This window comes from Samsonia erythrinae, assembly GCF_004342665.1.
In the GTDB taxonomy this organism is placed as follows: Bacteria; Pseudomonadota; Gammaproteobacteria; order Enterobacterales; family Enterobacteriaceae; genus Samsonia; species Samsonia erythrinae.
The window spans coordinates 42,903-60,626 of the sequence record NZ_SMBY01000014.1 but is presented as its reverse complement, the minus strand read 5'-3'; the positions used below and the strand labels follow the sequence as shown (position 1 = coordinate 60,626).

14 protein-coding genes and 6 tRNA genes are annotated in these 17,724 nt (G+C 52.7%); 8 read left to right on the top strand and 12 right to left on the bottom strand.

The genetic code is table 11. From position 1 onward, the window contains the following. The first annotated feature begins 154 nt into the window (after positions 1–154). Positions 155–1,756 carry an L-aspartate oxidase gene (gene nadB, locus EDC54_RS16185; RefSeq protein WP_132458691.1) on the top strand — a complete coding sequence of 534 codons (1,602 nt, stop codon included), beginning with the start codon at positions 155–157 and terminating at the stop codon, positions 1,754–1,756. A gap of 47 nt (positions 1,757–1,803) precedes the next feature. Here nadB and trmN read toward each other — a convergent pair whose 3' ends face one another. Further along, positions 1,804–2,550: a tRNA(1)(Val) (adenine(37)-N(6))-methyltransferase TrmN gene (gene trmN, locus EDC54_RS16180; RefSeq protein WP_132458736.1), complete on the bottom strand. Its 747-nt coding sequence runs from the start codon at positions 2,548–2,550 to the stop codon at positions 1,804–1,806. A gap of 134 nt (positions 2,551–2,684) precedes the next feature. Here trmN and srmB point away from each other — a divergent pair, with 134 nt between their 5' ends. After that, on the top strand, positions 2,685–4,010 hold the full coding sequence (srmB, locus tag EDC54_RS16175; protein WP_132458688.1) for an ATP-dependent RNA helicase SrmB: 1,326 nt from the start codon (positions 2,685–2,687) through the stop codon (positions 4,008–4,010). 91 nt (positions 4,011–4,101) lie between these two features. On the opposite strand, the gene grcA is transcribed toward srmB, so the two are convergent. After that, a complete protein-coding gene (gene grcA / locus EDC54_RS16170) occupies positions 4,102–4,485 on the bottom strand; it encodes an autonomous glycyl radical cofactor GrcA (RefSeq protein WP_132458685.1) in 384 nt (127 codons plus the stop codon). A 376-nt stretch (positions 4,486–4,861) separates the two neighbouring features. On the opposite strand from grcA, the gene ung reads away from it, so the two are divergent. Beyond that, positions 4,862–5,548 (top strand): uracil-DNA glycosylase, encoded by a 687-nt coding sequence (ung, locus tag EDC54_RS16165; RefSeq protein ID WP_132458682.1) that lies wholly within the window; start codon positions 4,862–4,864, stop codon positions 5,546–5,548. 129 nt (positions 5,549–5,677) lie between these two features. On the opposite strand, the gene EDC54_RS16160 is transcribed toward ung, so the two are convergent. Both EDC54_RS16160 and EDC54_RS16155 read right to left on the bottom strand, forming a co-directional pair. Beyond that, positions 5,678–5,753, bottom strand: a tRNA-Ala gene (locus EDC54_RS16160). A 47-nt stretch (positions 5,754–5,800) separates the two neighbouring features. After that, a tRNA-Ala gene (locus EDC54_RS16155) sits at positions 5,801–5,876 on the bottom strand. A gap of 264 nt (positions 5,877–6,140) precedes the next feature. Between EDC54_RS16155 and EDC54_RS16150 the strand changes: the two genes are divergently transcribed. Beyond that, on the top strand, positions 6,141–7,010 hold the full coding sequence (locus EDC54_RS16150) for an alpha/beta hydrolase (RefSeq protein ID WP_230514544.1): 870 nt from the start codon (positions 6,141–6,143) through the stop codon (positions 7,008–7,010). Positions 7,011–7,083: 73 nt separating this feature from the next. On the opposite strand, the gene gltX is transcribed toward EDC54_RS16150, so the two are convergent. Beyond that, positions 7,084–8,499 carry a glutamate--tRNA ligase gene (gene gltX / locus EDC54_RS16145; protein ID WP_132458675.1) on the bottom strand — a complete coding sequence of 472 codons (1,416 nt, stop codon included), beginning with the start codon at positions 8,497–8,499 and terminating at the stop codon, positions 7,084–7,086. Positions 8,500–8,790: 291 nt separating this feature from the next. Between gltX and EDC54_RS16140 the strand changes: the two genes are divergently transcribed. The 4 genes from EDC54_RS16140 (at position 8,791) to EDC54_RS16125 (ending at position 9,191) form a co-directional block, all read left to right on the top strand. Beyond that, positions 8,791–8,866 (top strand) — tRNA-Val (locus EDC54_RS16140). Between the two features lie 45 nt (positions 8,867–8,911). Then, a tRNA-Val gene (locus tag EDC54_RS16135) sits at positions 8,912–8,987 on the top strand. A gap of 45 nt (positions 8,988–9,032) precedes the next feature. Further along, positions 9,033–9,108 (top strand) — tRNA-Val (locus EDC54_RS16130). 7 nt (positions 9,109–9,115) lie between these two features. Next, positions 9,116–9,191: transfer RNA gene (locus EDC54_RS16125), tRNA-Lys, on the top strand. 140 nt (positions 9,192–9,331) lie between these two features. On the opposite strand, the gene EDC54_RS16120 is transcribed toward EDC54_RS16125, so the two are convergent. From EDC54_RS16120 to degP, 7 genes are all read right to left on the bottom strand, one after another. Further along, the gene (locus EDC54_RS16120; protein WP_132458672.1) at positions 9,332–10,438 is read right to left on the bottom strand and encodes an NADH:flavin oxidoreductase; all 1,107 of its coding nucleotides are present in this window, start codon (positions 10,436–10,438) and stop codon (positions 9,332–9,334) included. A 70-nt stretch (positions 10,439–10,508) separates the two neighbouring features. Further along, entirely contained in the window at positions 10,509–11,501 is a 993-nt protein-coding gene (locus EDC54_RS16115; RefSeq protein WP_132458670.1) for a sulfate/molybdate ABC transporter ATP-binding protein, read from the bottom strand. Further along, positions 11,491–12,372 carry a sulfate ABC transporter permease subunit CysW gene (gene cysW / locus EDC54_RS16110; RefSeq protein ID WP_132458668.1) on the bottom strand — a complete coding sequence of 294 codons (882 nt, stop codon included), beginning with the start codon at positions 12,370–12,372 and terminating at the stop codon, positions 11,491–11,493. The genes EDC54_RS16115 and cysW overlap by 11 nt, the downstream gene beginning before the upstream one ends. Before the next feature lie 12 nt (positions 12,373–12,384). Continuing rightward, positions 12,385–13,197, bottom strand: a complete 813-nt coding sequence (gene cysT / locus EDC54_RS16105; protein WP_132458665.1) for a sulfate ABC transporter permease subunit CysT — start codon at positions 13,195–13,197, stop codon at positions 12,385–12,387. A 155-nt stretch (positions 13,198–13,352) separates the two neighbouring features. Continuing rightward, positions 13,353–14,363: a sulfate ABC transporter substrate-binding protein gene (locus EDC54_RS16100; protein WP_132458662.1), complete on the bottom strand. Its 1,011-nt coding sequence runs from the start codon at positions 14,361–14,363 to the stop codon at positions 13,353–13,355. 351 nt (positions 14,364–14,714) lie between these two features. Beyond that, on the bottom strand, positions 14,715–15,872 hold the full coding sequence (locus EDC54_RS16095; RefSeq protein ID WP_132458659.1) for a CdaR family transcriptional regulator: 1,158 nt from the start codon (positions 15,870–15,872) through the stop codon (positions 14,715–14,717). Between the two features lie 234 nt (positions 15,873–16,106). Continuing rightward, positions 16,107–17,546, bottom strand: a complete 1,440-nt coding sequence (gene degP, locus EDC54_RS16090) for a serine endoprotease DegP (protein WP_132458657.1) — start codon at positions 17,544–17,546, stop codon at positions 16,107–16,109. Positions 17,547–17,724: the final 178 nt, after the last annotated feature.

Genomic DNA, 17,724 nt, shown 5'->3' with positions numbered 1-17,724 from the left:
ATAATACGACAAATCCCAGATATTCGCACGATTCCGCCATGACTCTTGTGCGCTTAGTTATAACGCACGGACAAGGCGAAAAACCAATACAGCAATCGAACATTGGGTGCTAACATCCGGTTTCCCCTTCTTTTTTGGCATCCAAGGCACGATCATGCAAACAACCACTGAATACGTCTGTGATGTTTTAATCATTGGCAGCGGTGCTGCCGGGCTTTCGCTGGCACTGCGTCTGGCTTCACAAACTCAGGTGATGGTCTTGAGCAAGGGTCCGCTCAATGAAGGCGCGACATTTTATGCTCAGGGCGGTATCGCGGCAGTCTTCGATGAAACCGACACGATTGAATCCCATATTGAAGATACCCTAATCGCCGGTGATGGCCTGTGTGAGCGAGACGCCGTCGAATTTATCGCCAGCAACGCCAAACACTGCGTGCAATGGCTTATCGACCAAGGCGTGTCATTTGATACAGAAACCAGCACCAGCGGCGAAGAGCGTTATCACCTCACGCGCGAAGGAGGACATAGCCACCGCCGGATCCTGCACTCTGCGGATGCCACCGGGAAAGAGGTGGAAACCACGCTGGTGCACAAGGTGCTCGCCCATCCGAATATTCAAATAATGGAACGCTGTAACGCTGTCGATCTGATCACCTCGAATAAGCTGGGTCTGCCCGGTACGCGTCGGATTGTTGGCGCTTATATATGGAACCGTGAACGGGAGCGCGTGGAGTCATGCCGGGCGAAGACGGTGGTGCTGGCGACTGGCGGCGCGTCCAAGGTTTATCAATACACCACCAATCCCGATATCTCTTCGGGCGATGGCATCGCGATGGCCTGGCGCGCCGGGTGCCGGGTGGCGAATCTGGAATTCAATCAATTTCACCCGACCTGCCTGTTTCACCCGCAGGCGCGCAACTTTCTGCTTACGGAAGCGCTGCGCGGCGAAGGCGCCTATCTTAAGCGTCCTGACGGCACGCGCTTCATGCCTGATTTCGATGCCAGAGGCGAACTGGCGCCACGCGATGTCGTCGCCAGAGCGATTGACCATGAAATAAAACGACTCGGCGCAGACTGTATGTATCTGGACATCAGCCACAAACCGAAAGACTTCATCAAACAGCATTTCCCCACGATCGATGAAAAATTATTGTCTCTCGGCATCGATTTGACGCGCGAAGCGATTCCGATCGTACCGGCGGCACACTACACCTGCGGCGGCGTGATGGTCGACCAGAATGGCCGCACCGACCTTGACGGCCTGTACGCCATTGGCGAAGTCAGCTATACCGGCTTGCACGGGGCAAACCGCATGGCATCGAACTCGCTGCTAGAGTGTCTCGTTTACGGATGGTCGGCTGCCGAAGATATTTTACGGCGCCTACCGCAAATCAACGCCGTGAAAACACTGCCGGAATGGGATGAGAGTCAGGTTGATAACTCAGACGAGCAGGTCGTCATCCAGCATAACTGGCATGAACTGCGCCTGTTCATGTGGGACTACGTAGGGATTGTCCGCACCACTAAACGACTGGAGCGTGCGCAGCGGCGCATCCATCTGCTCCAGCAGGAAATCGATGAGTACTACGCCCATTTCCGTATTTCCAACAATTTGCTGGAACTGCGTAATCTGGTGCAGGTCGCTGAACTCATCATACGCTGTGCGCTGGCAAGGAAAGAAAGCCGCGGCCTGCACTATACGCTGGATTATCCGGAGCAGTTCGATGTGCCGTCACCAACCATTCTGACGCCGTAATCCACAGCCGCACAACAGGCAGGGACTATCCGGTCAGTCACCTGCCCCTACATAGAGAGATAAAAATCCGCGGTCAGTTGTTGAAAGTCTGCGGAATAGCGTTTTTCCGCATCGCGGATCGCCAGCGAAGCCTGCCGGAATTCCCCATCCTCACAAGATAACGTCAGTAAAATACGGTGAGCTGGTCTGCCTTCCTGTTCAGACACCCAAAGCTGTTGCCGAACGAACCAATGTCGCTGCCGCGCCAGCGAAATAAAAGCGTCCGCCACCTGAACCGGTAGCACCAGACAAAAAACCCCTTCGGGCGCCAGCATTTGTTGGGCACAGCGCAGCAGTGTCTCATGCGTTAACCGCGTCGTATAACGAGCCATCTGACGCTGATTCGAACCGCATGCCACACCCGGTGCGAAATAAGGCGGGTTGCTCACAATCAACGAATACCGGGTTAACTGTCTGGGCGCAAAACTCACGACATCCTCAGCATAGACGGTCATCCGTGGCGCCCATGGCGAGGCGGCAATGTTTTCTCTGGCCTGCTGGCTGGCATCGGTATCCAGTTCAACGGCATCAACCTGCACATCCTGTCCGGTACGTTGCGCCAACATTAACGCAATGAGACCAGAACCACAGCCAATATCCAGAATGCGCGCGACGCCGGATACCGGCGCCCAGGCACCCAATAAAATACCGTCGGTCCCGACTTTCATCGCACAACGATCGTGCGCGACGAAGAATCGCTTGAAAGTAAACCCGTCCCGACGCAATGTCTGTTTGTTATTCGCCTGATGACCCATGAACATAAAATTCCAGATGCAAACCGCAGTAGCATAGGTGAAACATCGGAACAGGAAAAGCGCCGCTGTCTGCTTAAACAGGTGAAGAACCCGGCCAATGCGTCTATAATCGGCGCCCCAACCAGAGGTAGACCATGACTGTAACCAATTTTTCCGAGCTCGATCTTGATGAAAGCCTGTTAGATGCCCTGCGTGATATGGGCTACGAGCGCCCGACCGCCATTCAGGCTGAAGCGATCCCACCGGCGATGGAAGGCCGCGACGTGCTGGGTTCCGCACCGACGGGAACAGGCAAGACCGCCGCCTATTTGCTGCCGGTTTTGCAACATCTTCTCGATTTCCCTCGTAAAAAGTCAGGGCCGCCTCGTATTCTGATTCTCACGCCAACGCGGGAACTCGCGATGCAGGTTGCCGATCAGGCCAGAGCGCTCGCCGCGCACACACATCTGGATATCGCAACCATCACCGGCGGCGTCGCTTACATGAACCATGCGGAAGTGTTCAGTGAAAATCAGGATATCGTCGTTGCCACGACCGGGCGACTGCTGCAATACATTAAAGAAGAAAACTTTGATTGCCGGGCGGTAGAAACGCTGATTCTGGATGAAGCAGACAGGATGCTGGATATGGGCTTCGCACAGGATATTGAGCACATCGCCGGAGAAACTCGCTGGCGTAAACAGACACTGCTGTTTTCCGCGACGCTGGAAGGCGATGCCATCAGAGACTTCGCGGAGCGTCTGCTTAATGAACCGGTTGAGGTCGAAGCCGATCCGTCTCGCCGGGAGCGTAAAAAAATCCTGCAATGGTATTACCGGGCCGACGATCTCAAACATAAAACGGCACTGCTCTGCCATCAGTTAAAACAACCGAATGTTACGCGTTCCATCGTCTTTGTGCGCAAGCGTGAGCGCGTGCATGAGCTGGTCGCCTGGCTGCGTGAAGCGGGCATTACAGCCTGCTATCTTGAAGGCGAGATGGTGCAGGCCAAACGCAACGAAGCGATTAAGCGTCTGAGCGATGGACGCGTGAATGTGCTGGTCGCTACGGACGTGGCGGCACGCGGTATCGATATTAATGATGTCAGTCACGTCTTTAACTTCGATTTACCCCGCACAGCGGACACTTATCTCCACCGTATCGGACGCACGGGTCGCGCGGGCCGTAAAGGCTGCGCCATTTCTTTCGTTGAAGCGCACGACCATCTGTTATTGGGGAAAATCAGCCGCTATCTGAACGAGCCTCTAAAACCGCGTATCATCGACGAGCTTCGTCCGGTTACCCGCGCCCCAAACGCCACGGCGACGGGTAAACCGTCAAAGAAAGCGCTTGCCAAACGGAAAGAGAAAAAAGAGAAGGAAAAAGAGAAAGTTAAGGTGAAAGTCCGCCATCGCGACAGCAAAAATATCGGTAAACGGCGTCAACCTACGCAGAAAACCAATCCCCCCTCCGGCGAATAAAGCGGTCTTTACAACCAAAGAAATAACAGCACAGAAAAGGGAGCGTTAGCTCCCTTCCTGTTTGATACCTGAGTAAAACGCAATCCGTTACTTACAGACTTTCTGTAAAAGTCCGGGTGATAACGTCACGCTGCTGCTCTGGCGTCAATGAATTGAAACGCACAGCATAGCCGGATACGCGAATGGTCAGCTGAGGGTATTTCTCCGGGTGCTTAACAGCATCTTCCAGTGTCTCGCGGCGCAGAACGTTAACGTTCAGGTGTTGACCACCTTCCACACGCACTTCAGGTTTAATTTCCAGCGGAATTTCACGATATTCGATTTGTCCCAGATCGCTCATCGGGACGATTTGATCTTCGCTATAGACAGATTTAGCGCATACGCAGCGCGCCTGTGATTTCTCTTCATCCAGCAGCCAGAAGGAATTGATCAGAGCGCTGTCATTAGCCTTGGTGATTTGAATACCAGTAACCATAATTACCTCCGTAAAACGGCGTGTTATTGTCTTAATTAAAAACTTGCTTATATAAAATCGCTATCAGCAAAACACGGCGATGTTTTATAACGATCATATAAAAAAGCTTAGCGTTGTTTACTTATATACCAGCCTGCCAACCAGTTGGTTTTGACTTAAATCAATTTATAAAACCCACCAAGCGACTAGCCACTGTCAATTTATTGTTTTATATCAATTTTACCAGCACGGATGATTACAAATATTTTTGTAAATTTTCAATTTTTTTTCGAAAAATCCCCCTTTCATTTCGTTGGCGGCCATTACGGTTTTACCTCCGCGTGATAGATCGGTAAGCTACCTACAACACCATTCAACCTGTAAAAAAGAGTGCATGATGGCGACCTCTCTCACCTGGCATGACGTGCTGGCACAAGAAAAACAGCAGCCTTATTTCATTAATACCCTTGAGTTTGTTGCGAAAGAACGGGCCGCAGGTAAAATTATTTATCCGCCGCAGAAAGATGTTTTCAATGCGTTTCGCTATACCGAACTTCATCAGGTCAAAGTCGTCATCCTGGGGCAGGATCCCTATCATGGCCCAAATCAGGCACACGGCCTGTCATTTTCTGTACGACCCGGCGTACCCGCGCCGCCGTCTCTGGTCAACATTTATAAAGAACTTGCGAGTGATATCCCCGGTTTTGAAATTCCACCGCATGGCTTTTTACAGAGCTGGGCTGCACAAGGCGTTCTGCTACTCAACACGGTATTAACCGTTGAAGCCGGACGCGCGCATTCACATGCGAATCTGGGATGGGAGACGTTTACCGACCGCGTGATTGCGGCGCTGAACGAGCGACGGGACGGTCTGGTCTTTTTACTCTGGGGATCGCATGCGCAGAAGAAGGGGAATATCATTGACCGACAGCGTCATCATGTTCTGAAATCGCCGCACCCTTCCCCACTGTCGGCGCACCGCGGTTTTTTAGGCTGCAAACATTTTTCTCAGGCTAATCAACTGCTCGAACAGCAAGGGCTGACTCCCATAGACTGGACGCCGAGACTCCCGGAAGAGGGGTAAGCGACTGCAACCTAACTCGTTGCCTTCGGATACGAGGGCAACCCGAGCACTGTCTGGCAAGCGTGCATCAAAATGCTATGTCGGAAATATCAGAAAAAACAGAAATACGCGGGAAATAACACGGTGATTTGGTGGAGCTAAGCGGGATCGAACCGCTGACCTCTTGCATGCCATGCAAGCGCTCTCCCAGCTGAGCTATAGCCCCACAACCTGTGGAATGTTCAAGATAATCAACCAAACAGAGGGAGTGTTTGGTGGAGCTAAGCGGGATCGAACCGCTGACCTCTTGCATGCCATGCAAGCGCTCTCCCAGCTGAGCTATAGCCCCGTATCTTACAGACTTACCGCATAGCAAGTACTGTGCGAACGGGTCGCATAATATGAAACCCGATTAACAGTGTCAACGGCTAAATCCGGTTATCCGATTAACCGCTGAAAAAGACGTCAAAGGTGAGAAAAAACGGGCAACAATTTCGAGATTTTCTCGCCAAAAGCACAAGAAAATGCTGCTAATGATAACGCGATTTATTATCATCACGTCATGTTACACTTCTGTCTTTGAATATAAGCCCATCACATGCACTATTTCCTTATGATTATATTTTCTCTGATGGTATCTGCGTCTGGCGTTTCGCCGGTTCGGGCGCAGCTTACCGTTCCTGATATTACCGAACAAGCAAACGCTCAATTTGAAATCAGACACGTTGAGATGAAAAGCGACGCACAACATGCCTATCGGGTTTTCATTGCGCTCCCCCGCCAACCCGCGCCGGAAGGCGGCTACCCGGTATTGTATATGCTGGACGGCAACGCTCAGTTTCCTTTCGCCGTAAATAGCTACAATACGGCCAATGGTCGTGCCCCGCTGATTGTGGCTATCGGTTATCCCATTGATCAACCTTATGACATGTACTCCCGCACGCGTGACTACACGCCGCCCACTACGCCTGTCGATCCGGATTTTTCCATGGGGGGTGAGGCTGAAGCGTTCTATCAATTCCTGCAAACCAAAGTTAAACCGTGGGTAGAGGCGAATTATTCCATCAACAGGGAAAAACAAACGCTTGCGGGCCATTCGTTTGGGGGACTATTCACGCTCTATACACTTTTCAACCACACCGATGCCTTTCAGCGCTACGTTGCCGCCAGCCCATCAATCTGGTGGGGAAATGGCGTGGTCATTCCAGACAGAACGCCGCTGCTCACCGCGCCCCCAGAGTCTATTACCATCACCGTAGGGGGAAATGAGGATGATCCGGACAAAACGCAGACCAGCAAACCTGTTGATGAAAAATGGGCAAAATGGCTCGACCAAAGAAGAATGGTGGGAAGAGCCAAAACGTTGGCCGCACAGCTCAACGCGCAAGACACTAAAACCGATTTTATCTTGTTCCCCGGCAAAGGGCACGGCGACGTGATCCCTGACGCGATCGGCAAAGTGGTCGCTATCGCCGGTCAATAGTTCCCATGGCGCACAAAAAAGCCCCGGTTTTCTGCCGGGGCTGATTTTTATCATGCGATTTATGCGATAGCGATTACTGCTGGGTTTCACGTTCGGCGATGAACGCCAGCGCCTTATCGATACGCGCCAGTGAACGTTGCTGACCAACCGCATGCACAGTAACATCAACGCCCGGAGACTGGCCCATTCCCGTTACCGCAACACGCAACGGCATACCAACTTTACCCATCCCCTGACCGAGTTCATCCGCAGAGCCCTGAATCGCATGATGGATATTTTCCGCCGTCCAATCGGTTATTGCCGCCAGCTTCTCCCGAACGCGTTCCAGCGGTTGACGTGCAACCGGACGCAAATGTTTCTTCGCGGCATCGACATCGAATTCGGCAAAATCTTCATAGAAATAACGGCAAGAAGCCGCCATTTCTTTCAGCGTCTTACAACGCTCACCCAGCAGACCGACCAGTTCGCTCAACTGTGGCCCGTTACGGGTATCGATCCCAGCCTGCTCGATATGCCATGACAGATGCGTCGCCACATATTCCGCCGGCAGGTGGTTAATATAATGATGGTTCAGCCATTGCAGCTTCTCGGTATTAAACGCGCTCGCAGACTTGCTTACCGCATCAAGCGAGAACAGGGCTTTCATCTCATCAATAGAGAAGACTTCCTGATCGCCGGAAGACCAGCCTAAACGCACCAGATAGTTCAGCAGCGCTTCCGGCAGATAGCCGTCATCACGGTATTGCATCACACCAACAGCGCCATGACGTTTGGACAATTTCTTGCCATCATCACCGAGAATCATCGACACATGCGCATATTCCGGCACTGGCGCGCCCAGCGCTTTCAGAATATTGATCTGGCGCGGCGTGTTGTTGATATGGTCTTCACCACGAATGACGTGTGTGATTTCCATATCCCAGTCATCAATAACGACACAGAAATTGTAGGTCGGTGAACCATCGGTACGGCGGATGATCAGGTCATCCAACTCCTGATTGCTAAACTCAATCGGCCCGCGAATGCGGTCGTTGAAAATGACGGAACCGTCCTGCGGGTTGAGAAAACGGACTACGTGCGGCTCGTCATCGGCATGGTGTTCGTGGGAGTGACGACAATGGCCGTCGTAACGCGGCTTTTCGCCATTTTCCATCTGCTGCTCGCGCAGGGCTTCCAAACGTTCTTTCGAGCAATAGCATTTATATGCCGTGCCATTTTCCAGCATCTGGTCAATCACGGCGTTATAGCGATCAAAACGCTTGGTCTGGTAGTACGGGCCTTCGTCCCAGTTAAGACCCAGCCAGTTCATACCATCCATGATGGCGTCAATCGCATCCTGAGTTGAACGCTCCAAATCGGTATCTTCAATACGCAGTACGAATTCGCCGTCATGGTGGCGAGCAAATAGCCAAGAGTACAGTGCGGTACGCGCACCGCCGACGTGAAGATAGCCAGTAGGGCTGGGGGCAAAACGGGTTTTGATTTTCATTTGGGATTACAGCCTTATTACGCAACGGCTGTCGGCACAAACCGACATCAGCTCAGAGAACAAAAGTGGGCAACATTCTATCACTCTACTTCGATTCCTCAACGCCGTAACGCGCCACACGCACCTTTATTACGACAGAAAAAGCAAGATGGTAGGGAAAATTGTGCGAGGATGCGGCATCAACGGCGATAAATACGGCGCCTTGCCTAATTTTACAACGAACAACCATTTTAGATTTAAAAAGCGTTGACTCATATTCAAGTATCCCTATAATGCGACTCCACACAGCGGGGGTGATTAGCTCAGCTGGGAGAGCACCTCCCTTACAAGGAGGGGGTCGGCGGTTCGATCCCGTCATCACCCACCACTCTTTTCGAGTGCCGCGCTGTGTAGAGTAAGAAGATTTGAGATTGGGTGATTAGCTCAGCTGGGAGAGCACCTCCCTTACAAGGAGGGGGTCGGCGGTTCGATCCCGTCATCACCCACCAATCTCATACCAGCTGTCTTCTTACGGAAAAGTGAAGTAACGAAGTGGGTGATTAGCTCAGCTGGGAGAGCACCTCCCTTACAAGGAGGGGGTCGGCGGTTCGATCCCGTCATCACCCACCACTTCTGCGGGTCGTTAGCTCAGTCGGTAGAGCAGTTGACTTTTAATCAATTGGTCGCAGGTTCGAATCCTGCACGACCCACCATTTCCGCATGACTCCCCTATTTATCGTAAATTCACCTGATGTGGCATATTTCACACGCAAGGTTCCCTCACGCATGTCTGCTGTTAAAATAAGGCCCCGTTTTCCCTGAAGGAAAAATGAGGCCAGAAATCACTGCCTCATCACGCCAGTACCGTTAAATCTGCTGCATCGAAACCGCGTAATTGATTGGTCTGTCCACTTCGTATTTTTTGCACCCACTGCGCATCAGAGAGCAATGCCCGGCCAACGGCGATCAGATCAAACTCTTCTCTCTCCATGCGAGCATACAGGTTGTCCAGAGCCGCCGTACCTGAGCCTTCACCGCCAAACGCTGCAAAAAAATCGGATGTCAGCCCTACCGACCCCACGCTGATTGTCGCCGCACCGGTCAGCTTCTTCGCCCATCCGGCAAAGTTAAGCCCATCAGCCCCGTCGATGTCGGGAAACTCAGGCTCCCAGAAGCGGCGCTGAGAACAGTGGAGAATATCCACGCCGGCCTCAACCAACGGCGCCAGCCAGTCTGCCATGGCCAGTGGCGTATCAGCCAGTCGCGCACTGTAATCTTGCTGCTTCCACTGGCTCACGCATAAAGTCAGCGGAAAATCCTGGCCGACTGCTGCCCGGACAGCGCGGATAATCTCTGCGGCAAAGCGAGAACGCTCGCGGAGCGTGGCACCGCCAAAAGCATCGGTACGCTGATTGGTGCCCGACCAGAAAAACTGATCGATCAAATACCCATGTGCGCCATGCAGTTCCAGCGTATCGAAGCCTAACCGTTTAGCATCGGCCGCCGCACGGGCGAAAGCCGCCACGGTATCGGCAATATCCTCCTCCGTCATCACCACGCCGCGAGGTTCATTCGGGCCGATCAATCCCGAGGGACTTTCAACGGGGGCATCGGGTTCCCAGTCTTTGCCTCGCGTTGACCCCGTGTGCCAGAGTTGCGGGCCAATACGTCCTCCCGCGCCATGAACCGCGTTAGCTACCGCTTCCCATCCTGCCAGCGCGGCTTCACCATGAAACAGCGGGATCCCCGGCATATTACGTGAAGCGGGGCGATCGACAACCGTGCCTTCCGTCAGAATCAACCCCACGCCCCCTTCGGCACGGCGGCGGTAATACGCTGCATTCTCCGGGCTGGGAATACCGTCTTGCGACATATTCCGCGTCATTGGCGCCATCACAATGCGGTTTGGGAGCGTCAAACTTTTCAGAGAAAAGGGACTAAACAGAATATCGTCAGACATCACTATTTCCTTTTGCAGCATAAAAGAAAACCCGCAAATTTGCGGGTTTTTGCCATCGGTCGAATGCCAATCAGATTTCCCAGTCGTGGTTGTAACGCTTGGGTTTGAACTGAATCACATCACCTTTCTTTAACCCTTGTAAACTGACATCGTCTTTTGCAACTTCCGCTTCGATCAGCTCCGACTGCCCACCTAACTTTAACGACAGGCGCGTTAAGGCGCCGAGTGGACGAATATCGCGAACCGTTACCGCCTGATAGCCGTCCTGTTCCTGAACGGATAACGCCACTTCATGCGGCCGGAACAGAATGGTTTCTTCCGTTTGTGCCACTTTTAGTCGGTTGCTGTCACCAAGAAAATGGTAAACAAATTCACTCGCCGGATTGTTATAAACCTCCGCCGGCGTCCCAATTTGTTCGATGACGCCCTTGTTCATCAGTACGATGCGATCGGCCACTTCCATCGCCTCTTCCTGATCGTGGGTGACAAACACCGACGTCAGATCGATATCTTCATGCAATTGAGACAGCCAGCGGCGCAGCTCTTTACGCACTTTGGCATCCAGCGCGCCAAAAGGCTCGTCCAGCAGCAAAATGCTGGGCTCGACGATCAACGCACGCGCCAGTGCAATACGCTGACGCTGACCGCCAGACAGTTGCTCAGGATAGCGATCCCCCAGCCAGTCCAACTGCACCAGACTCAGCAATTCATGCACTTTCTTTTCGATATCACGTTTCGATGGGCGGATATTCTTCGGCTTCATTCGCAACCCAAACGCAACGTTATCAAACACGGTCATATGGCGAAACAGCGCATAATGCTGAAACACAAAGCCGACGTTGCGTTTGCGTACATCATGAACAGACACATCCTGACCGTGAAAAATAATACTGCCGCTATCGGGCTGCTCCAGCCCGGCGATAATACGTAACAACGTTGTTTTGCCGCAGCCTGAAGGTCCCAGCAACGCCACCAACTCACCGCTTTGGATCGACAGATTAATCTCGTTCAGCGCCCGGAACTGGCCAAATTGTTTATTTATATTGTGAATCTCAATGCTCATTTTTGGCCAACTCCTGTTGTTTCTGTATTTGCTTCGTCAATCTGCTTTCACTCCATTGGCGCAACAGCAAGACCACCAGCGACATCACCAGCAGCAAAATCGCTACGCTGAAGGCCGCAACGATATTGTATTCGTTATAAAGAATTTCGATATGCAGCGGCAGCGTATTAGTCAGGCCGCGAATGTGCCCGGAAATAACGGAAACGGCGCCAAATTCTCCCATCGCCCGGGCGGTACACAGCACCACCCCGTAAATCAGCGCCCACTTCACATTCGGCAACGTAATATGCCAGAACATCTGCCAGCCGTTCGCCCCCAGCAGACGTGCGGCCTCCTCCTCCTGAGAGCCTTGTTCTTCCATCAGCGGAATCAGCTCACGGGCGACATAAGGCAACGTGACGAAAATCGTCGCCAGCACGATGCCCGGCACGGCGTAAACAATTTCCAGGTTGTATTCCAGCAAGAAGGGATAAAGCTTGCTCTGCGCGCCAAACAGCAGCACATACACCAGCCCCGCGACCACGGGCGAAACGGAGAAAGGCAAATCAATCAGCGCCAGCAGAAAACTCTTGCCACGAAATTCGAATTTCGTCACGCACCACGCCGTCGCCAGTCCAAACACCACGTTCAGCGGCACGGAAATAGCGGTCGCAAGCAGCGTCAACTTCAGTGCGGAGATCGCATCCGGTTCAGTAATTGCATCCCAAAAGGCGCCGATCCCCTTATCTAACCCTTGCGTCACCACCATCATCAGCGGTAACACCAGAATCAGGAAAAAGACCACCCATGCCAGTGAAACCAGAATGTAATAGGCCACCGGCTGCTTTTTTCTTTTAGCCACGCTGGCCTGAGCAGAAATAACGTGTTCCATGACGACCAGCCCTTACAGTTTCGGTTGAATGCGGCGCTGCAACAGGTTAATCAGCAGCAGCATAATGAAAGAAACCAGCAGCATGAATACGCCAATTCCGGTCGCCCCCTTGTAGTCATACTGATCGAGCTTGGAGACAATCAGCAGCGGCAGAATTTCGGTTTTAAACGGAATATTCCCGGCAATAAACACCACAGAACCATACTCCCCCACGCCGCGGGCGAAGGCCAACGCAAAGCCCGTCAACCAGGCCGGCAACAGCGCCGGCAACAGTACATGGCGGAAAACCTGAAACGGTCGCGCGCCAAGACAGGCGGCGGCCTCTTCGACCTCTTTAGGAATATCGGCCAGCACCGGTTGTAGCGTTCTGACGACAAAGGGCAACGTGACAAAGATCAGCGCCAGCGTGATGCCAATTCCGGTATAAGCAATTTTAAACGGGAACAATGAACCGATAAGGCCATTCGGCGCATACAGCGCGGTTAGTGCAATCCCCGCGACGGCGGTTGGCAACGCGAAAGGCATATCAATCATGGCATCAATGACTTTACGACCGGGAAAGGTATAACGGACGAGCACCCACGCCAGCAACGTCCCGAGAATGCCGTTGATAAATGCCGCCGCCAATGCCGTACCAAACGAAAGCCGCAAAGAAAAAAGCACCTGACGGCTGGTGATCAGTTCCCAAAACTGGCCGAATGTGAGTTGGCTGGCATATAAAAACATTCCTGCCAACGGAATGAGAACGAGTAGTCCTAAATAGCTCAGGCTAAACCCTAAGGTTAGCCCAAAACCGGGAATCACTGAGGAAGAACGCTGTGACATACCGTGCCTTTCATTTTTGTATTCACTCTCCAGCCAACAACTGCTTGCCGACATGCGCTACCTGGCAGATTTGCTCTGGAAGGGTTATCTGCCTTCTTAATCTGAAAAAGCCGCTAGGGAAATAGCGGCCTTTAATCCATCCAGGCGTTTAAAACTTATTTATTGATCTCTTGGAAAATCTTGTCGAAGATACCGCCATCGTTGAAGAATTTATCCTGCGCGGCTTTCCAGCCGCCGAAATCTTTATCAATCGTCACCAGACTCACCGGCGCGAACTGATCCTTAAACTCTTCGGCAATCTTGGCATTGCGCGGGCGGTAGAAATTTTTACCGATAATGCGCTGCGCTTCATCACTGTAGAGATATTGCAGGTAGGCCTCGGCCTGCTTTTGCGTGCCTTTACGTTCAACCACCTTGTCTACGACGGCAACAGGCGGCTCCGCCAGAATCGACAGTGACGGAGTGACGATCTCCAGTTGATCGCCGCCCTGCTCTTTCAGAGACAGATAGGCTTCGTTTTCCCACGCTAACAACACATCGCCTAAATGACGCTGCACAAAACTGATGGTTGAGCCACGCGCCCCCGTATCCAACACGGGTGCATGGCGATACAGTTCAGTGACGAATTTCAGTGCCGTTTCGTCATTGCCGCCGGGCTGCGCTTTGGCATACGCCCACGCCGCCAGGAAGTTCCAACGCGCGCCGCCAGAGGTTTTCGGGTTTGGCGTAATCACTTCCACGCCCGGCTTCACCAGATCGTTCCAGTCTTTGATTTGCTTCGGATTACCTTTGCGCACCAGAAAAACGATGGTAGAGGTGTACGGCGTACTGTTGTCCGGCAAACGCGCCTGCCACTTGGGATCGATCAACTGTTGATTCAGGTTTAACGCATCGATATCCCCCGCCAGCGCCAGCGTCACTACATCAGCCTGCAAGCCGTCAATCACTGAACGCGCCTGTTTTCCAGAGCCGCCGTGCGAGTTTTTGATGGTGATGTCCTCGCCGGAGGTCGCTTTCCAGTGCTTAATGAATGCCGCATTGTATTGCTGATACAGTTCACGCGTCGGATCGTAAGACACGTTCAATAATTCGGTAGCCGCCGAGGCCACACCGGAAAACAACAGCGCTGCCGTGGCAACAGATAACCCCAGACGACGTATTGACATGCTTATCACTCCCTAATATTTGAAAGCATCAAATGAAATCATGGTGAATGTGGCTGACTCGTAACCTTAATAACTCAATTTGCAGGGCAAAACGTGATGATTTGAATAATGCACATGCAGCTCGAAAGATAACGGGTTATCAGGCTGACAATATGGAAGTGACAATAGTGGATATAGGAAAGGGGCAAAAATATTGTTTCGCGATAATTTATGCTATCGCGTTATATTGTTAGTCATTATGTAACAGTTTTCAGTCTAAGCATGTCCTGCCAGCCACAGAAAGCCCTGACGCCGCGGGCTGTGCGGCATCAGGTAACATATCGTGGAGACCGAGATAAACCAAGGGAGGCGCTATTCTTCCTCATCCAACTGTAAAGCAACGTACAGCAGCAAGCGGTCATCAAAATTCCCCAGATCTAATCCCGTCAGTTCAGAGATCCGATTAAGACGATATTCCAACGTATTGCGGTGGATAAACAGCGCTTTCGCCGTCGCCCCCGGCTGAACGTTATGACGAAACCAGGCGCCCAGCGTCCGGCGTAGCAGGCCATTACCGTCCATCGCTTTGAGCTTCGACAACGGCCTCACCAGCTCGTTTGCCTGCCAGCCGCCGCGCAAGCTGTCTAACAATACGGGCAGCATCAGGTCCTGATAAAAATAACAGCGCTGAGCTGGCATACGCTGTTTGCCCACGCTCATTGTCGTTCGCGCCGTGCGGTACGAGCGCGCGATACTGCCGGGGCCGACAAAATAGTTCCCCAGCGCCAATCGCACTCGCAGCCGGCTGCTCTCTTCCATACGCGACATCAGCGTATCCACGCGACGTCGGTGATCTTCCGCATCCCAACGCCCGTGGCTGTTCAATGCCGGTTTCAGCACCACCATTTCCGTCAGCGAGACAATGGCGATCAGGTTGTCACGTTCCGGCGTGGTCAACAGCGTCTGAAGCTGCTGTAGTTCAGCCATCGCGGAGTCCACGCCGAGCTGCCCGCTGTCCACTTCGATAACGGCAACGACGCGCGGCTTGTTGAGGTCGATCCCCAGACGCTGCGCCCACTCCATCAGCGCAGGTGACAGATCATCGGTGCGGATCAGATTTAACACCAGCTCTTCGCGCAGGCGGCTATCCTGCGCCAACATATGCAACAGCCTCGCCTGTTCCAGCATCATTTCCGCCGTCATACACACCAGCTCGCCGTATTGCCGCAAGTGGCTGGGGTTGCCCGTCAGGCCGATAACGCCAACAATCTCGCCGTCGATACGCAGGGGTAAATTGATACCCGGCCGCACGCCGTGCAGATGCCGCGCCACCGCGTCATCAATATCGACGACGCGCCCCTGCGAAAGCGCCAGCAGCGCCCCTTCATGCAGTTCCCCCAACCGGTCTTGATCGCCACTGCCGATAATCTTACCGCGAGCATCCATCACGTTGATATTGCTATCAATAATTTGCATGGTTCGTGCGACGATATCCTGTGCCATCCGGGCATTAAGATGATAAGACGCCATTTCTACCTCTGAGAGGAACATTGACAATTGCACCAGCATAGCGCCGCAGGAAGCGCCACACATTGTGCAAAGTAACAAAGAAGCGGGAATTAGGTTAAATCTGTGGGAGAACTCACAAAAGTACATTCATGAGGTCATGAGGGAAAGCGGCCTGGCAACCAATCGCCAGGCCAGAAAATCAATATAAGATTTTGTTTTTATTGATAATGTAAATTCATCTTCTGCATCATTCACTTACTGGGCCAGCAGATAAATCGTGCTGTCGCCGCGACGAACATTCAAAGCCAACACCGACGGCTTGCTATCCAGAATTTTACGCAGTTCGCCAATATTCTGTACCGCCTGCTGATTAACCCCGAGAATAATATCCTCTTTCTTCAGGCCGATTTTTTCAGCGGCAGAGCCGGGCTTGACGTTATCCACTTTGACGCCTTTTTTACCGTCCACCTGAGTATTACTCAACTCGGCCCCTTCAATGCCCGCGTAGAGGTTACCGGAATCGACCTGAGCCTGATGACTTTGTTGCAACGTGACACTCACCGTCAGCGGTTTGCCATCACGCAGCAGCCCCAGCGCTACCTTGCTCCCGACCGGCAACGAACCGACCTGTGCGCGCAGCGCGGAGAAACTCTCGATCGCTTTACCGTTCAACGTCACGATCACATCGCCCGCCTTGATGCCCGCCTCATCCGCCGCCGATTTCGGCCGCACCTGACTCACAAACGCACCACGCTGTGCATCGACCTTCATCGCCTGCGCCAGCTCGGAATTTAATTCTGTTCCGGTAATACCCAGTTCACCACGCTTCACCTCGCCAAACTCAATAATCTGTGCAACGACGTTTTTCACCATGTTGCTGGGAATGGCAAAACCAATCCCGATATTACCGCCGTCCGGCGCCAGTATCGCAGTATTCAGCCCAATCAGTTCCCCGTTCAGATTCACCAGCGCCCCGCCGGAATTCCCCCGGTTGATCGCCGCATCGGTCTGAATGAAGTTCTCGTAGTTTTCAATATTCAGCCCGCTACGCCCTAACGCCGAGACAATGCCTGATGTCGCCGTTTCGCCCAGACCGTAGGGGTTTCCGATCGCGACCGTGTAGTCGCCAACCCGCAATTGGTCAGAATCCGCCATCTTAATGGCCGTCAGGTTTTTAAAATTTTTCAGTTGTACCAGCGCGATATCTGAACGTGGGTCTTTGCCCAATACCTTGCCGTCATATTTTCGACCATCGCTGAGCCGAATCTGAATCTTATCGGCGTTATCCACCACATGGCTATTGGTCACCACGTAGCCTTTTTCCGCATTAATCACCACGCCCGCGCCCAACGCCTGAAAGCGCTCCTGTTCGGATGGCTGCCCCTCATCGTCATCGCCCGCGCCCTGACACATCGGCGACCCAAGGAACGGAGAACCTTCCTGACAGAACGGTGAGTTTTCGCCGAAGAACGGCTGAAGCTGTGGAGGAATGTCTTGTTTTCCCGCGCTGGTATGCCCTTCTACATAAATGCTCACAACAGAGGGCATAACATTTTCCAGCATGGGGGCCAGGCTGGGTATTTGCCCGGAAGAAACGGAAGACGTAGAAGACGCCGCAGACTCCGCGGCGCCCGCAGCCGTCGCCATTACCAGACTTAACGCCAACGCACTCAGAACCAGTGATTTTCTTTTCATCGGAATCGTTCTCATAATGATCAACACGCGAGTTGTACGGCCCGTGTACCAACACCGGGTACACGCAATGGTCGTGCTGTATGAGATAAATATGACGCAACAATGTTCCCAAGGGGAAGAGTATGAAGCGTAAGAAAATATTGAACGACTTTACAAAACTCGCGATGCCAATGCGGCC

Coding starts and splice junctions, on each gene's coding strand:
- ung (WP_132458682.1), top strand. CDS start 4,862: ATGGCGACCTCTCTCACCTGGCATGACGTGCTGGCACAAGAAAAACAG.
- EDC54_RS16100 (WP_132458662.1), bottom strand. CDS start 14,363: ATGTCAATACGTCGTCTGGGGTTATCTGTTGCCACGGCAGCGCTGTTG.
- degP (WP_132458657.1), bottom strand. CDS start 17,546: ATGAAAAGAAAATCACTGGTTCTGAGTGCGTTGGCGTTAAGTCTGGTA.
- EDC54_RS16115 (WP_132458670.1), bottom strand. CDS start 11,501: ATGAGCATTGAGATTCACAATATAAATAAACAATTTGGCCAGTTCCGG.
- EDC54_RS16120 (WP_132458672.1), bottom strand. CDS start 10,438: ATGTCTGACGATATTCTGTTTAGTCCCTTTTCTCTGAAAAGTTTGACG.
- grcA (WP_132458685.1), bottom strand. CDS start 4,485: ATGGTTACTGGTATTCAAATCACCAAGGCTAATGACAGCGCTCTGATC.
- srmB (WP_132458688.1), top strand. CDS start 2,685: ATGACTGTAACCAATTTTTCCGAGCTCGATCTTGATGAAAGCCTGTTA.
- EDC54_RS16150 (WP_230514544.1), top strand. CDS start 6,141: ATGATTATATTTTCTCTGATGGTATCTGCGTCTGGCGTTTCGCCGGTT.
- EDC54_RS16095 (WP_132458659.1), bottom strand. CDS start 15,872: ATGGCGTCTTATCATCTTAATGCCCGGATGGCACAGGATATCGTCGCA.
- nadB (WP_132458691.1), top strand. CDS start 155: ATGCAAACAACCACTGAATACGTCTGTGATGTTTTAATCATTGGCAGC.
- cysT (WP_132458665.1), bottom strand. CDS start 13,197: ATGTCACAGCGTTCTTCCTCAGTGATTCCCGGTTTTGGGCTAACCTTA.
- cysW (WP_132458668.1), bottom strand. CDS start 12,372: ATGGAACACGTTATTTCTGCTCAGGCCAGCGTGGCTAAAAGAAAAAAG.
- trmN (WP_132458736.1), bottom strand. CDS start 2,550: ATGGGTCATCAGGCGAATAACAAACAGACATTGCGTCGGGACGGGTTT.
- gltX (WP_132458675.1), bottom strand. CDS start 8,499: ATGAAAATCAAAACCCGTTTTGCCCCCAGCCCTACTGGCTATCTTCAC.